Origin of the sequence: Vibrio sp. 10N.286.48.C11 (assembly GCF_041469805.1) — a bacterium.
Taxonomy (GTDB): domain Bacteria; phylum Pseudomonadota; class Gammaproteobacteria; order Enterobacterales; family Vibrionaceae; genus Vibrio; species Vibrio crassostreae_C.
The window spans coordinates 90,605-106,410 of record NZ_JBFRLK010000079.1 but is presented as its reverse complement, the minus strand read 5'-3'; the positions used below and the strand labels follow the sequence as shown (position 1 = coordinate 106,410).

General features: G+C 46.0%; 17 protein-coding genes. All 17 read right to left on the bottom strand.

Going from position 1 to position 15,806, the window contains the following annotated elements:
• Positions 1–102: 102 nt before the first annotated feature.
• The 17 genes from AB4209_RS18345 to AB4209_RS18265 all read right to left on the bottom strand — a co-directional run bounded on the left by AB4209_RS18345 (position 103) and on the right by AB4209_RS18265 (position 15,752).
• Positions 103–1,326, bottom strand: coding sequence for a beta-ketoacyl-ACP synthase (locus AB4209_RS18345; protein ID WP_017062286.1), 1,224 nt, complete (start codon positions 1,324–1,326; stop codon positions 103–105).
• On the bottom strand, positions 1,323–2,048 hold the full coding sequence (locus AB4209_RS18340; protein WP_017062285.1) for a 3-ketoacyl-ACP reductase FabG2: 726 nt from the start codon (positions 2,046–2,048) through the stop codon (positions 1,323–1,325). The genes AB4209_RS18345 and AB4209_RS18340 overlap by 4 nt, the downstream gene beginning before the upstream one ends.
• Positions 2,045–2,509, bottom strand: a complete 465-nt coding sequence (locus AB4209_RS18335; RefSeq protein WP_017062284.1) for a hotdog family protein — start codon at positions 2,507–2,509, stop codon at positions 2,045–2,047. Before AB4209_RS18335 ends, AB4209_RS18340 begins: the two co-directional genes overlap by 4 nt.
• Positions 2,502–3,701, bottom strand: coding sequence for a beta-ketoacyl-[acyl-carrier-protein] synthase family protein (locus tag AB4209_RS18330; protein ID WP_017062283.1), 1,200 nt, complete (start codon positions 3,699–3,701; stop codon positions 2,502–2,504). Before AB4209_RS18330 ends, AB4209_RS18335 begins: the two co-directional genes overlap by 8 nt.
• A gap of 5 nt (positions 3,702–3,706) precedes the next feature.
• Entirely contained in the window at positions 3,707–4,330 is a 624-nt protein-coding gene (locus tag AB4209_RS18325; protein WP_029235193.1) for a DUF3261 domain-containing protein, read from the bottom strand.
• Positions 4,327–6,699: an MMPL family transporter gene (locus tag AB4209_RS18320; protein WP_048659798.1), complete on the bottom strand. Its 2,373-nt coding sequence runs from the start codon at positions 6,697–6,699 to the stop codon at positions 4,327–4,329. Before AB4209_RS18320 ends, AB4209_RS18325 begins: the two co-directional genes overlap by 4 nt.
• The gene (locus tag AB4209_RS18315) at positions 6,671–7,351 is read right to left on the bottom strand and encodes an outer membrane lipoprotein carrier protein LolA (RefSeq protein WP_372056813.1); all 681 of its coding nucleotides are present in this window, start codon (positions 7,349–7,351) and stop codon (positions 6,671–6,673) included. The genes AB4209_RS18320 and AB4209_RS18315 overlap by 29 nt, the downstream gene beginning before the upstream one ends.
• Positions 7,338–7,841: a thioesterase family protein gene (locus AB4209_RS18310; protein ID WP_017062279.1), complete on the bottom strand. Its 504-nt coding sequence runs from the start codon at positions 7,839–7,841 to the stop codon at positions 7,338–7,340. Before AB4209_RS18310 ends, AB4209_RS18315 begins: the two co-directional genes overlap by 14 nt.
• A gap of 39 nt (positions 7,842–7,880) precedes the next feature.
• Entirely contained in the window at positions 7,881–9,428 is a 1,548-nt protein-coding gene (hutH, locus tag AB4209_RS18305) for a histidine ammonia-lyase (protein ID WP_017062278.1), read from the bottom strand.
• The gene (locus AB4209_RS18300) at positions 9,406–11,205 is read right to left on the bottom strand and encodes a glycosyltransferase (protein WP_372056811.1); all 1,800 of its coding nucleotides are present in this window, start codon (positions 11,203–11,205) and stop codon (positions 9,406–9,408) included. The genes hutH and AB4209_RS18300 overlap by 23 nt, the downstream gene beginning before the upstream one ends.
• On the bottom strand, positions 11,198–11,560 hold the full coding sequence (locus tag AB4209_RS18295; protein ID WP_372056809.1) for a 3-hydroxyacyl-ACP dehydratase: 363 nt from the start codon (positions 11,558–11,560) through the stop codon (positions 11,198–11,200). The genes AB4209_RS18300 and AB4209_RS18295 overlap by 8 nt, the downstream gene beginning before the upstream one ends.
• A gap of 89 nt (positions 11,561–11,649) precedes the next feature.
• Positions 11,650–13,038, bottom strand: coding sequence for an AMP-binding protein (locus tag AB4209_RS18290; protein WP_372056807.1), 1,389 nt, complete (start codon positions 13,036–13,038; stop codon positions 11,650–11,652).
• Between the two features lie 6 nt (positions 13,039–13,044).
• The gene (locus AB4209_RS18285) at positions 13,045–13,602 is read right to left on the bottom strand and encodes a septation protein IspZ (protein ID WP_017062274.1); all 558 of its coding nucleotides are present in this window, start codon (positions 13,600–13,602) and stop codon (positions 13,045–13,047) included.
• Positions 13,602–13,859 (bottom strand): acyl carrier protein, encoded by a 258-nt coding sequence (locus AB4209_RS18280; protein WP_004739745.1) that lies wholly within the window; start codon positions 13,857–13,859, stop codon positions 13,602–13,604. The genes AB4209_RS18285 and AB4209_RS18280 overlap by 1 nt, the downstream gene beginning before the upstream one ends.
• A 10-nt stretch (positions 13,860–13,869) precedes the next feature.
• Entirely contained in the window at positions 13,870–14,130 is a 261-nt protein-coding gene (locus tag AB4209_RS18275; RefSeq protein ID WP_004736154.1) for a phosphopantetheine-binding protein, read from the bottom strand.
• A 105-nt stretch (positions 14,131–14,235) separates the two neighbouring features.
• A complete protein-coding gene (locus tag AB4209_RS18270) occupies positions 14,236–15,006 on the bottom strand; it encodes a lysophospholipid acyltransferase family protein (RefSeq protein ID WP_372056805.1) in 771 nt (256 codons plus the stop codon).
• A complete protein-coding gene (locus AB4209_RS18265) occupies positions 15,003–15,752 on the bottom strand; it encodes a beta-ketoacyl synthase chain length factor (RefSeq protein WP_170962821.1) in 750 nt (249 codons plus the stop codon). Before AB4209_RS18265 ends, AB4209_RS18270 begins: the two co-directional genes overlap by 4 nt.
• Between the last annotated feature and the right edge of the window lie 54 nt (positions 15,753–15,806).

The following is a 15,806-nucleotide window of genomic DNA, read 5'->3' as shown; positions in this document are numbered from 1 at the left end:
TGTTTGGCGACTAAACCATATCACTTACTACCGTTTTTGTTTTTAGTTCCCGCTAATCCGCGATGAACCTTTTTATTTACTTAGCGTTTTATGTAGCTAAGCTTAGACTTTCTTGAAGATGATAGAGGTGTTGATTCCACCAAAAGCAAAGTTGTTGCTCATCAAGTATTCAACATCCAATTCGCGACCTGAGCCCGTGATGTAATCGAGCTTGCCGCACTGTTCATCGACATTCTTAAGGTTTAGGGTTGGGCTGAACCAACCGCTATGCATCATCTCTAGGCTGAGCCACGCTTCAATTGCACCACATGCACCAAGCGTATGGCCAAAGTAACTCTTAAGAGAGCTGATTGGTACTTCACCAAAGATATTCGCTGTCGCGTTACTCTCTGCAATATCACCTTTTTCAGTCGCAGTACCGTGCGCAGAAACATAGCCAATCTTCTCAGCTGGAAGTTGTGCGTCTCTCAATGCTTTCTCCATACAGATTTGCATGGTTTCCATCTGAGGTTGAGTCACATGAGCCGCATCACAGTTGCTCGCAAAACCTATGATTTCTGCGTAGATCTTTGCGCCACGAGCAACAGCATGTTCGTACTCTTCAAGGATCAGGGTTCCAGCGCCTTCGCCGATAACCAAGCCATCACGCTCGCTGTCGTATGGGCTAGGGGATTTCTTGGGTGTGTCGTTTTTTAAACTGGTAGCGAAAAGGGTATCGAAAACGGCAGACTCAGTTGGGCATAACTCTTCACCACCACCGGCAACCATTACGGTTTGGTAACCATGCTTGATCGCTTCATAGGCGTAACCAATGGCTTGGCTTCCTGAAGTACAGGCGCTGCTGGTGGGAATCACGCGGCCACGCAGACCAAAGAACAGACCTACGTTTACCGCGGCTGTGTGTGGCATCATTTGAACGTAAGTGGTTGCTGTGATTGCTCGTGTCGACTTCTCGTTCAGCATTACTCCGAAAGCACCAACCGCATCGGTACTGCCAGTTGAAGAGCCGTAAGCGATACCAGTTTCGCCATTGGTCAATACATCGTGACCAATTAAGCCGGCTTGCTCCAATGCATTCTCAGTCGCAACGGTAGCTAGGCGTGATACACGGCCCATGCCACGCACTTGCTTACGCTTGTAGTGTTTAGGCAGTTGGAAGTCATCAATAGGCGCGGCAAGTTTTGTGTTGAGACCATCATATTGCTCGAAGCTTGGCATATATTGAGTCGCATTTTCACAGGCCTTTAGCTTAGGCTCTATCTGTTGCCAGTCGTTACCAAAAGCAGTAACACCAGACATTCCAGTTACAACAACGCGGCGGGTCATACTAAGCCTCCATTTACTGAAATCACTTGGCGAGTTACGTAGCCTGCAATATCAGACATTAGGTAGCTGACTAGGCCGGCTACTTCTTCCGGCTCACCCATACGGCGCAGTGGTACTTGAGGAAGTGCATGATCTTTCACGTGCTCGTCAACCATACCTGTGTCAATTAAGCCAGGAGCGACACAGTTTACCGTGATCTTGCGTTTTGCGAGTTCTAGAGCAAGAGACTTAGTTGCGCCAATCACCCCCGCTTTTGCTGCAGCATAGTTAGTTTGACCACGGTTACCCATAATGCCGGATACCGACGCTAGAGTGACGATACGGCCACCTTTACGCTTTTGAACCATAGGCATTACACAAGGGTGAAGTACGTTGTAGAAGCTATCTAGGTTGGTATGGATCACACCATCCCACTCTTCTTCCGTCATCGCGGGGAATGCAGTGTCACGAGTAATGCCCGCGTTGTTCACTACACCATAGTAAGCACCATGTTCAGCGATATCAGACTCAAGCTTTTCGCGACACTCGCTTCGTTTGCTGATATCAAATTGAATAAGACGTCCAGCGCCACCCAATTCGGTGATCGACTTTAGCGTCTCTTCAGCACCTTGCTTGTCACCCATGTAATGAACGGCGATTTCAAACCCGTCTTTCGCGAGTTGAATAGCGATCGCTTTACCAATACCTTTACTGGCACCAGTGACTAAAACCTGACGGCTCATGATGGGCTCCTAGTTTTCATTTCTTGTAATTTTTGTTCGGTCGGCACGTAGACGTTGAGTTGGCATTGAGCCACTAACTCACCTCGGTCTTCGACTCTTGCGGTAAACACAGCCATACCGCTGTCTTCCATCATCTGTTCGGCGTAGATATCAAGGGTCTGACCTTGAGTAAACTCATCACACAGTGATTTATAGCGACGAGAGCCGAGTAAGAATCCGATTGGGGGCGTGGTGCCGTTTTTAAGTGCGTGATATCCAGACCATGCCGCTACAGACTGCGCCATAAACTCGATTCCAACATATGCTGGTACCGTTTGAGATTCGGCGTCAAAGAACAGATTATGGTCACCAATATCGACCTGACAGTGGATCGACAACGCCTCTACGCTGATAGCACGATCGATTAATATCATCGGATCATCGTGAGGGAGAAGTTGGTCTACAGAAGGGATATCAGTCATTTACTACACCAAAAATCAGGCTAATGTTGTTGCCACCAAAAGCAAACGAGTTGCTTAAGATGTTCTTTGCTTTAAGTTTCTGTGAACAGTTTACCAAATCAATCTCAATATCTTCAGCTTTATCCTGACATTTTTGTAAGGGAAGCGGTAAGTCATATTTCAAAATATGCCACGCAATTGCAGCCTCAATCGCACTTGCTGCGCCTAGAGTATGCCCGGTCAGCGGTTTGGTAGAACTGACGGGAACCTTGTTTGCAAAAATACGATGAATGGCTTTACTTTCCATCGAGTCATTGAGTGGCGTTGCTGTACCATGTGCATTGATATAACCAATGTCTTCTGCGTTTAACTGTGCAGAATGTAACGCTTTTTTCATTGCTTGTTCAGCACCATTGCCTTCAGGGTGAGGCGCTGAAATGTGGTGTGCATCAGAGCTGTCCCCACAGCCCAATAAGGCAATGTTTGACGTGTCTTGTGCTGCATTAACACCGGCTAACTTTGTTTTGCTGAGCAACATAAATGCCGCTGCTTCTCCTATGTTGATACCTTCTCGGGTTGCACTAAATGGCTTACAATGTGTTGTTGAGAGTGCTTCAAGACCGTGGAAACCATTGAGTGTCAGCTTACACAATGTATCCACACCACCCACTAACACGGCATCAGCCATACCTGAATCTAATAAGCGCTGGGCGGTCAGAAATACGCGGCCACTGGATGAGCAAGCCGTAGATATGACGTAGTTTGGCCCCGTTAATGCGCAATACTGGCTAACGAACTCTGAGGTATCACCAAGCTCTTGTTTTGAGTAATGGTAATCTGCTGGAAACTCGCCGTTTGCCAATTTTTGTTTGAAGACTGCTTCACCATCGGAGATCCCAGATGTGCTGGTGCCAATAACAACAGCAATTCTATCTGCGCCAAACTGAGATTTGGCTTGCTCGATAGAATCTTCAATTTGGTGAAGAGCCGACAGCGCCAGTTGATTGTTGCGAGTGGCGTATTGCGTAAGATCTGAAGGAATCGGTGGTAGTTCACCCGCGATCTGACCAACGACAGTGTGTTTACCATCGTTCAGCATATCGTGCACTTCGACCATATTTGATTCACGCTCGTCTTTTAGACAGCCATGAATATCGGCAATCTCTGAGCCTAGCGCTGAGTGGAAACCACAGTCTTGGATGTAAATAGGCATAGTGTTCAACTCTTACTTGGATTGTCGACAATCGTTGAGTTCAACGTTTGTATGGTGATGTTGTAGCCCAGGGTCAAATGTTTGAAAACAATGTCGCCTGCCGTTTTGTGTGTACCAGGATCTGTTTGGTAATCAATTTGAATGATTGCCTGTTGGTTTTCATCAAATACGGTTCTTGTTTTGTCGGTATCGACTAGGTGCCAACCTATGCTTTGTAAAGGCTGAGCCCATGCTTCAGCCGGCCATAAGGTAAGCATTAAATTAAATAGCACCTGTTCAGGTTGTGGCAAAGTTGCGCCAAGCCCAGACAAAACCTGCGTATCAATTACTTGATTCTGGTATTGCAGCGATAGAATGCGAGTACCCCAAGAGGAGAACCCCGCCAAAACCACTTTACCTGGTGTGACTTCGACTTGAACCGGAAGCTGCTGTGTATCATTTTCCCACGTAGCGCTAATCAACTGACTGGCTGTTAATGAGTATCCCAGTTCAGCTGGCAGTGGTAGTGCTAGATCGGTGTCTTGATCGATAGACACGCTCGCACCACTTGGCTGCTGAGAAACCATCGAGCAGGCACTCATTAGAATGCCCACTAGTATGGCGAAGGTTACCTTTAATGTCTGGATCATCTAAAAGCCTCTCGAGTAATTGGTCCTTCTACGTTTTTACTACTGTTGATCGCGAGTGGAGAAAGCAGCCAAGCGACAAAGATCCCTGTCAGAACCGTCACCCCGAAGCTATGAATAGCATGAGTCTGGCTCAGCGACAGTAAGCCGAATGAAAGTAGTGTTGTGAGACCTGACAAGGTGATCGCTAATAAGGTGCTCAGCGATTTCTTTTGCTCAGCAAAGAATAGGGTGTAGTCTATGCCAATCCCTAAAATCAGAATCAAACCAAGCAGGTTAAATAGGTTCAGTGTCGAGCCTAAAATGCCCGTGACCGCCAAACCTGCTACGCCTGCAATCAATGAAGGCAACAGCATTAACAGGCTTTGCTTCACACCATAGCGCCAGCCTAACAGCATGCCAATAGCTGCCAATGCTATCAATAACAGCTCGGTAATCTTGACGCGGTACTCAGCAAAAAGAGAGGAGATTTCATCCGCTTTATTGAGGTGTTTCACACCTTGCTTCTGAGCAAAATCTGACTCCAACCACTGTGAGAACAGCTCAGCATCAGTGACGTCTTTTATCAAAATGACCGACGCTGCTTGCCCGTCGATAGGTTTTAACCAAAGTGGTCGAACAGGCTCTGAGACTGGAGACTCCAAAAATCCAGATACCGTGATTGGTTCGAATTTTGGTAGTTCTGGAAACGTAGACCAACCGAGAGAGCTTTGTAATATATGGCTTTGTTGACTATAGAGTTGTTCAACCAACTGATAGTTATCATGCTGTTCTTGTTTACTTAACAAGTGTTGATTGATGCTGCGATACCCGGAGATACCTTGGCTATTGACCAGCGAATCTAAGCTTGTGGTGATTTCTGTCAATTTTTTGAGTAGCTTTTGGTCGCTCTGAGCTGTGACTAAAAGCATATTTTGACCACTGCCTAACCCTGATATCTCAGTAATGGCTTGCTCTTGCTGTTTGAGTTGTTCGGGCATAGCCTGAAGCTGGCGAATATCGTCGTCGTAACGAATTTGACTGAGTGACATCAAGCTAACGACAGTCACTGTTAACGGTAAGCCAATTCTAAATTTTTGGTTGCTCCAAAGGCTTAACCAAGTATGCCAAAGTTTCGACAGGGGAAGAGGGCGCTCTTGGCCTGGTTTTACCGCTAAAACGGGGTACCAGCACACCACACTGGCGTAAGCTGCGATCAGTCCAATCGACGAAAACAGAGCCAGTTGCTGCAAGCCTGGGAATGGCGCAACCAGTAGCCCTAAGTATCCGATTAAGCTGGTGATTAAACCTAGAGTGATGGCAATGAAAATATGCTTTAGGCCTTTATCGCTCTGCCAGTGGCTTCCTGCGGCCAAACGGTCAGTGAGATAGTGAAAAGAGTAATCGATGGATACGCCAATCAAGCTAGCGCCAAACACCAAGCTGAATAGATGCACCTTACCAAAGATAGCGACAGTGCTTGCCAGTGCAACCAATAATCCTGTACTGATTGAGAGTAAAGATAAGGCAAGTGGTAGCGCACTACGAAATGTCAGCCACACCAATAAAATAACGCCTGCCAATGAGCCCAAACCAATGGTACTGATTTCTGATTTCGCGCTTTCGGTACCGTAATTGGCGTAGAACACCACACCAGTATGCTGCACCTTGACGCCAAATTGTTTTTCGACCTCGCGCTCAATTGAATCAAGATCTGGAAGTTGTTCTTGAATCGCCAAGCTATAAGGTGAGTCCGCCAGAGTAGCCGTGACTAAAATATGAGTTTGCTCATTCGACTGGGCCGTGAGATAGCCCTCTTTCAGAACAAAGTTACTTGATTGGACGCCAATAGCACTGATGTAGTCGCGAAATAACAAGAATGGGTCGAGAGATAACTCTGCTGCAGTGACGCCTGAGAATGGATTGTACAGAGACTGAATGACATATTGAGCTCGCGAATCAGGCGAGTGTGTCAGCGTCTCTTTTTGTTGTTGGGTCAGCAGTTGAGATCGGTGACGAAAATAGAAATCGCTCCACTGGCTTTGAGTGCTGGCGTTGATTTTACCTTGAACTTGCTTAAACAGAGTTGGCTGACTTGAAAAAGTTCTTTGGTTGAGAGCTTTTTCAAAAGCGTCGGTCGCAACCATGGTTTGTTCGATATCGGGAGCGCTTATGATAAATACCACTTGCTCGCTCATCGAGCTGGATATCTGCTGAAAGGCTTGCTCTACCATTGGGTCTTGCTGGTTTTCGGGCAGTAACTTTAGAATGTTGCTTTCAATCGGTACCGACGAAGAAAAAGCGAATTGTTTGGTCAACAACCCGCTAAACAGCATTACAACAACAAGCCAAACAAGGGCAAGACTAGAGTTGGAATTGTTTCGCTTCAGCATCTGATAATACTTCCGGTAGATGGCTTAACTGACTGAATTCGATCATTGTGCTATCTCCACGAATCTCTTTCAACTCAATACGTTCAATATCGCTGTTGCCTTGCAGCGTGATAGCCTCAAACACCGCATTCATCGGTGCATTTTTGGGCTTTAGAGTCAGTGTCCATGCTTGTACATTTTCATCAGAGCTGGTGTTAGTTGCGGGCTCAAAATTGAGTGCGAACTGCTCCTGAAGTTTTTGCGTGTCCCCATGAAACACTGACAAGAAGATATGGCTGAAATAAAACGCCATTGGATTTTCTTTGTCGGTGATGATTTTTGCGGGTTGATCGGCAAACCTTTGGCTCAGTTTGTTATCGGTGAGCACTAAGTTCACGGGAAACGGAGTGGTTTGTGTCCAGAGTAAGCCACTTGATTTGTCTAACAGAAATGTACCTTGTGACGTTAAAGGCTGGGCGAACATCTCCATATTGCGTGTTTGAGCGAACTCACCACGCACAATACTATTTTCGCTGAGCACCGTCTGCAGCTCTGAAATAGAATTGACAGCAGCAGAGTTTTCTTTGGCGCTTACAAGGCCGCTTGCCATCATCGCAGTAAGTCCAATTAGCGCGATATTGATGTATTTGCGACTGCGTTTAAACAGATTCATGGTTCACCTGCTGTGGGTTAGAGGTTTGTGTTTGATGTTCAGTTGCTAGAGGTAAGCAACCAAATTGGTGCCAGTGTTCGACTTTGTCAGTAAACACTTTGGGTGAGGCAAAGCACATCTCTTGTTCTTCGATGGTGACGGCAACCTGCATGGTGTGAGCACGTGTCATTCGAGCACCGGTTAGAGCATCATGAATTTCATAATCGACGCGCAGGCGATTTTCCCACTCGGTGAGTTTCGCCGTTACCTTAATCTTGTGATTAAACGGTATCGCCTTAATGTATTTCACGCGGGTATCGATGATAGGCCACATGTAGCCAGAATCCTTCATCTCATGGTAGTTGTACTCAATCTTATCCATCATGATGCGCCTAACTTCTTCAAAGAATCGGAAGTAGTTGCCGTGATAGATCACGCCCATTGGGTCGGCATCTTGGAATGAGGTGATAAGCGTCACCTCAGATTGTAATGGGTGAAGGATTTCAGACATAAATCGCTCTCAACAATATTGCGTAAAGGGTTGGCTACTTTATGAGTAAAGTGACCAGTGCTGACTTTGAATACGAGCAATGAAGTGGCGTAGATCGCCTTCAAGTGGTCGATCTTCTACGATAAATTCAAACTCCTTAAGCACTTCGTCGCGAATGTGCTTGAGGTTCTCACTCATGTGGTGCTCATCAAGCTCATTGTGGCGCTTACGAAGTTCGAGTGCTTGTGTCCCCGCCAGTAGTGACGCTGCTGCCACTTGTTCGGTTAGCTCTAGAACGCGTAAACAGTCACGAGCTGCGATGGTGCCCATACTCACTTTATCTTGGTTGTGACACTCAGTTGAGCGAGAGAATACGCTTGCTGGCATGGTGTGTTTCAATGCTTCTGCTGTCCAAGCTGAAACGCCAATCTGTACTGCTTTAAAGCCGTGGTTGATTGGCTTACGTTCGCCTTCAGCACCCGTTAGGTTGAATGGCAAACCGTTGTTGAACTTGTAGTCCATCAGCTGAGCCATTTGACGGTCAAGCAGATCAGCAAGGTTCGCAACTGCAGTTTTTAACGTATCCATCGCCATTGCAATGTGTCCACCGTAGAAGTGTCCACCGTGCAGTACGCGCTCATTATCACCATCGATAATTGGGTTGTCGTTGGCACTGTTTAGCTCGTTCTCGATCATTTGGCGTAGCCAAGGCAGAGAGTCTTGAACCACGCCGATAACATGTGGAGCACAGCGCAGAGAGTAACGATCTTGGAGGCGATCACTGTTACGTGGCGGGCGATCCGCTTGCAGATCATCACGCAGCCATGCAGCAACTTGTTGTTGACCAGGATGAGGTTTGACTGCAAACAGCGCTTCATCGAAATGGAAGTCATTGCCGTGCATACCGACTGATACCATAGCGGTGATCTTAGTTGATAGCTGAGCTAGATATTCCGCACGCTTGTAAGCAATACAAGCTAATGCCGTCATTACAGACGTACCATTCATCAACGCCAAGCCTTCTTTTGGCTTAAGTTTGATAGGGCTAATTCCTAACTCTTTGTAGACGTCACTGGTTGGGCGCACTTCACCTTTGTAGATTACATCACGCTCACCAATCAGTGCTGCGGCTAAGTAAGACAGAGGTGTTAAGTCGCCACTGGCACCCACCGATCCTTCTTGAGGAATGCGTGGTGAGATGTCTTGGTTGATTAGGGTAACGATCTGGTTGAGTAGATCGTGAGTCACACCAGAGACACCTTGTGATAACGAACAAAGACGAGTTGCAAGGACTGCACGAGCTTGTTCGTGAGACAATATTTCACCTAAACCACAGCCGTGAAAACGTGTTAAATGCAGTGGTAGCTCGTCAACTAGGTTTGGCGGAATCGCAACCGTACATGAGTCACCGTAACCCGTCGTTACACCGTAAATCACACCTTCTTCTTTCAATAGGCGTTCTAAGAAAGCGACACCACGGTCGATCTTAGATGTGAATGCTTCACTTGTGTTCATCGAGGCTTTTGCGCCTTGTGAGATAGCGACAACATCCTCAATCGTGAGGCGCTCGGCACCAAAGGTGATGCTATTTGGATTCTTTTTCGTCATGGTGCTTGCTCAATGTCCAAAAATTAAAAAAGTTGTACCACTGAAGCGGTGCTTGCAGTGTGTAGTGCTGAAGTCGATTTGCGTATTTTTGCACGACTTGCTGTAAAGATTGTTCGCGAGTCTTTCTTGGTAGCTCGATCTTGTTGCTAAAATGCTCGAAATAGACATTAAAATGCGGCTTAGATTGTGAGTCGTCACGTAACCCAAACAGCAAAAATACGGGTGCTTTGAGAACCGAGGCTAACATAAATGGACCTTGAGGGAATGGAGCTTCCTTACCTAAGAACTCAGCCCATACTGAGCGGCTCTCTTTGCTGGTGGAAGTTCGATCGCCAACAATCACGATCCATTCGCCTTGCTCTAGTTTCTGTTGTAACAAGATAGCGGTATCAGGCCCCATCGATGTCACCTGAATCAGATTTAAATCAGACTGCGGGTTAACCGCTTTCATCACGGAATTAAAACGTTCGGCGTGTTCTGTAAAAACCAGGGCGTTGATTTTGATGTTCGAGTGTCTGCGACCTAAAGCTCGGCACAGCTCAATATTGCCAAGGTGAGATCCAAGGATTAGCACACCTTGCTTATTTGCCACCATGCTCTCGAACTGGTCTTGGCCATGAATAGTCAGGTTATCTGCCGAGAAATCACCTTTCCATGCCGCGAGCTTGTCGAGCATCGTATGGCCAAATGAAAGCAGATGGTTGTAACTGGTTAGTTCTCCGGGGAGCTCAATATTTTGCTGTTCCGCATAGGCTTTTAATTGGAATAGATATTGTTCGGAAGCGTTTCGCGCACGCTGGCCCGTCAAGTGGTAGTAACGCATCACACCACGCAGAATGAGGTTGAACACACCGCGACCTAACAAGGTATAAATGGCTAATAACAGCTTAATGCCTAATACTGTGCCGCGTTCTTGAGTGCGGGACCAGTGTGGTTGTTCAGAAGCTTGCGGCTCTGAATCAGTCGATAAATTTGGGTTATTATCAGCTGAATCGGATTTGAAATGGCGAGCAATCAGTTTTGGTGCTCTTGGCAGCATGCTGAAGAATAGACGTGTATGCATCCAACTGATTTTGACGTTATCCCACAACGCATCGAAATGAGAGATGCCGTTCTCAGGATAGATAACGCGCGTTTCAACGAAGTCTATGTCGCAACCTTCCCAATACAGGCGAACCAAAATCTCGATATCGAAGTCCATTCTCGAACCAACATCGTACTTATTCAACACAGTTTGAGTTTGGTTGATAGGATACGCTCTAAAGCCACACATGCTGTCTTTAATTGATAAAGAAAGGGTTTCTATCCATACCCAGATATGTGTCGCGTAGCGCCCATAGAGCCTTGCTTTGGGTACGCTGTCGTCGTAGATAGGCTGGCCTGATATCAGACGTTGTGGCTTAGCTTGTGAGGCCTCAATCAATGTTGGCAAGGCTTCCAGGTCGTGTTGCCCATCAGCATCTATCTGAATAGCGTGGCTAAAGCCTAGTTGCTGCGCTTTTTTGATTCCGGCTTTTACTGCGCCGCCTTTACCTTGGTTCTGTTCAAGCGTCACCAAGGTTACGTTTGAATTCTCTGCTAGGGGAGACAGAAACTGTTTTGTTGTGAGTTCACTGCCATCGTCAACGATGATGATCGGTAACTCAAAATGATGAAGTGACGACACCACAGCCGGCATGGTTGCGCCATGGTTAAAGCACGGGATAAGGAAGCAAGCCTTGTAGCTGCTTTCTTTTGTGTGGTGTTGAGAATTAGCCTCGACGGGAGTGCTATTCACTTTTCTCTCCCAGCTTCATTTTTCCTGAAGAGTGAGTTTGTTCACCGTTGTTCGAGGTATAGCTGAAGCTTAACTTATCTTTGTCGGCGTCCCACTTGAGTGATAGCTGAATGGTCGAGTCGGGCAGGATAGGCTCTTGGAATTTGATAACCTCCATGCCTTTAAAGCAACCAGGGACATTAAGCTCTTGGACTGCATAGTAAAGCGCCCAATCAATCTGCGTGACGCCAGGAAGAATAGGGAAACTCTTGAAGTGCCCCTTAAAATCGGTGATGTCTCCAATAACATGGAGCGTCAGGGTCGATTCATTCTCTGCAGTGTCAACAGCAATGATGTTTGGCTTTCTCTTATCCATAGCGTGTGCTTAGAATCCTTGGGCTGAAAATGGGTGTTCTGACAAAAATATAAAAAGATAATCTCAGTGTAAAATACGATCAGCGGTTTCTATGATTTTATTAGCTGTTCGATATGAGAGGTTAATCGCTTGCCTTGGCTGTTGAGGGGGATCTCATCGACAACACGGTATTTTCTCGGGATTGCGATTGGCTCTAACCACTTTCTGAGTTCTGTACGCAGCATCAACCAGAATTTACCTTTGCTCATGGTCGATAGAGCGGCTTGGCCTTCATCTGATAATACCAAAACAGAGGCTAATATTAATCGCTCAGGCTCCTCAAATGGAATAACCACGCACTCACTTATCCAAGGCAGTTGCTCCAGTCGCTTTTCCACTTCAACCAGTGATACTCGCTTTTCTTCTATCTTGATCACTCGGTCCGTTCGGCCCTTCAATATGAATTGATTCTCCGAGACCATCTCGCACTCATCAGAGGTTTGATACCAGTTATTCTTATCGATGTACGGCGACAATAACTTAATGCAATTCTCACTGTTGAGACTAGCCTCAATACAGGCAAAAAGCTGCCAAGGCGTTTGAGCGCTCTCTTGCTGACGAAATGCGATGCCACCGGTTTCTGTGCTACCAAAGACTTCAATCGGTAAATGACCAAGCAGATCTCGTGACTGGTGAGCCGACTCGGTAGGCAATGGACCACCCGAAGAGAAGATTCCTGCAAGTTGTACCTTGTTGGTCTCATGCTTTAATCGTTTAAGTAGCGCTGGGCTGCTGATCAGTACACAGTTTTGATTTGCGTGAGATAAGATCTGTTCTGGGTATTCAAGGTTGTGTCGAGCAAATGGAACACCAGAGCATAGTGGCCATAAGATTCTAAACAGCAAACCATAGATATGTTGATGAGAAACTGTGCTTTGGATTTGGTTTCCCTTGAGTAACTCACCCCAGTTCTTGTGTAACTGAGCGGTCTCAATATCGAGGTGCTCTAACGTTTTATCTATCGTTTTTGGCGTGCCACTTGAACCTGAAGTGAACAGAGTTAATGGGACTGTTGCCAAATCAATGGTCGTAAGATTCTCGGTTAGAGGTTTTTGTGCTTCAGTGTTTGAATCCAATAAGGTTTGGATATTACGAACGTCATTCACCTCAACTTCGCCAATCGAGTTATCAACTAGCAGGCAATCAAACTGCTTACTTAACTCAGCAAGCGCACATGGCTGGTAGTTGCCCGGTAAGATGATGTGTTTGTTGGCTGCTGTACATGCCAAAAAGGCCACCGCAAATAGGTAGCTGTCTTGGGTACAAATCGCGATTCGTTGAAAAGGGGATAAAGACAAAAATTGTACGAGTTGAGATAAGTCGTCGTTAAATGTTTGCCACGTAATCTCGCTATTGTCGTCAAAGCAGACAATAGATTCAGGGGCTCTGTCCTGGCTAAGAAGCTCAGACAACGAGGTGTAAGATACGGTTTGGGTCATAACAATTTAACTCTGACGAATGCGCTGTCTTACTACCCACTCTCCTGCAAAGAGTAACCCTGCAAACAGATAGCTGAGTAAGCCATTGTATAGGGTCCATACTTCTAGCGGTTGGAAGCAGGTGTAAAGGGCAATAGAGCCATTGATAACAAAGAACAAGCACCACACTTTGGTGACTTTTCGTGTGTAATCAACGCCACTTTGCGGAAGTTCAGGCTCTTGAAGGCGAGCAAGACGTTCGATAATCGTTTGTGGTTGCCATAGGCTCGAAGCGAATACAACCAGCATACAAACATTAACGATAACGGGATAATAGGTTAGCCAGCCGTGTTGCTTAAAGGCTAAGCCTAAAGCCAGCAGAACAATACCGGCACTTCCACTGATCCAAGCTAGGTGTTTTAGCTCTTTGATTTTAGCCTGACCGCCGGTGAAAATGCGTACAGCAAAGATAGCGGCTAAGGCAATACCAACGGTTTGTAAGCCAAACTTGTTGAGTCCAAAGTAAACCGCTATTGGATAAGTGAAAAGTATAATTGCCGACAGTAAAGTCAGCAGAGGACGCATTAGGCGTCCTTCAATAGTTCAACCACAGATTCGACAACGTCATTAACGGTGCGCACTGCTTTGAACTCTTCAGGCTTTATCTTCTTACCTGTGACGTTCTGTAGGTGAACGACCAAATCAACGGCATCAATGCTGTCTAGGTCTAGATCAAGATAGAGATGAGCTTCAGGGGTGATATCTTCAGCGTCAAGCTCGAACAGCTCAATAAGCGCATCTTTAACCTGGTTGTATACTTCTTGTTGGTTAGCTTGTGTCATAAAGATCTGTCTAGTTATTCGTTTGAGAAGAGATGTAGTTCGCTAGATTTTCAACTGACGCAAAGTGCTGTCGAGTGTTTGAATCATCTGCATCGATAACAATGTTGTACTTTTTCTTGATAGCAAGGCCAAGCTCAAGGGCATCGATAGAGTCTAGTCCAAGTCCATCACCAAATAGTGGAGCTTCCGTTTCAATCTCATCAATACTCATGTCTTCAAGGTTCAATGCGTCGATGATCAGTTGTTTCAGTTCGTTGTGTAATGTTTCCACTTTGGCCTACTTAATGCTTTATCTGAATGCTGCTTTAAGGGGGCGATTCTACATTATGCGATGTATTTTCGAAATGCTGATATCGCCAGTTGCTTTATTGATGAGCTAAATGCTTTCTTCGGAAGGGAAAATAGAGTGTGCAAGGTGATGATTAAGGCGCCTTGCTGCCGAAGTTAAGTTATTTGAATTCTCAATAAATGGTGCGACTTCTATTTTACCTTTCACCGCGATATGAAAAAAGGGTTTCGTAGCAGGAACTTGATACCATTTTTTCTCTTTCGTTAAGAATGTCGGAGAAACCGTAATATGAATCACGCGTAAATCGGTTTGTGTTCGAGTGGCAATTTGTGCCGCACCACGTTGTAAGGATGGTTCAATTCCCGGCGTTGTGCGAGTGCCTTCTGGAAAAACCAGCAGCACATTGCCACGAGAGAAACGTTCTTCACAGCGCTCTAAAAGATCGTCAGGGGCTTGGTTCGGTATATAACCCGCCGCTTTGACAATCCTTTTCATAAAAGGGTTTTCCCAAATAGCCGCTTTGACGAGGCAATCACATTGAGGAAGTTGAGAGGCGATCAGCACATAGTCAATCAAACTTGGGTGGTTGGCGACGATAATGCAGTTACGGTCGTTACGCAGTAGTTCTGCACCATCAATTCGGTAATCGATTGCTCCGGTGAACTTCATGATTTGGCAAAAGGCGTTGAATGAGAAACGAATCAATCGCTGTGCTTTAAGCTCTCTTTTAATGGTGTTGGAAGTCGTTAGCGCGATAGTGGGTAAGATTAAGAAGCTTAATACTAAGCCACCTAGACCAAAGATGGTAAAGCACAGCCCTGTCGCGAATACTCGCCAATATTGGTCGATTTTGCTCATGATTGTGGACCTGTCTCGGTGTTATTTACCCAAGACCAAGTTTGGTGCTTGCCAGCAATAGCCCACTTATTTGCGCCCAATAAGATATGTTGGAGCGTTTGTAGCCCTTGTGGTAACACGGAAGGTGCTTGGTTGGCTTCTACTGTTCTAGTAATAGAATATTCACTGCCAACGCTGAGCACTAAGCCCAGAGCATAATCCGTATAGTCTTGTGTTTCGTATTCTTGGTAAAGCTCAGGCAAAGGCTGGTCGAAGTCAATGACGAGTACACGATGTGACGGGTACTGATGTAGGTAAAGATAAGCTTCGATCAGAGCGTTGTGGAAAGTATCTTGGCCGGCCGCAATAGAGGTCAGAGGGATTGGTGCTTTCGCTGCGATGGTAGTTAACCCTGCAGCTGTATTATGCACGGACTGTGAAAACGCCATTGGCGAGGCATCATCACCTTCCAATATCGACTGGATCAAGGTTGCGGTTCGGTGCAGTTCACCATGTCGACTGGCAAAAACCAGATAATCAATCGAGTTGTCTTTTAAGAGTGTCAATGCAGTTTGAACGGCCAATTTACTTTGTAGGCTCATTCGGCGGCGCATCATCGGTGGGATCGCTTTAAATTCAGTTGAGCCATCTTGTGGCCAATCTAAATTAGTGCTCCACGCTTGCCATTGGGCAACAGAATTGAGACCAGCCGAATTTGCAGACCATTTCTCAATATTAAACGACATTAATTGGGATTGATTTGACATAGAGTATTGATTTGCTTTGAGTCTAACTAAATACTATGCGCGCTTATAAATAAA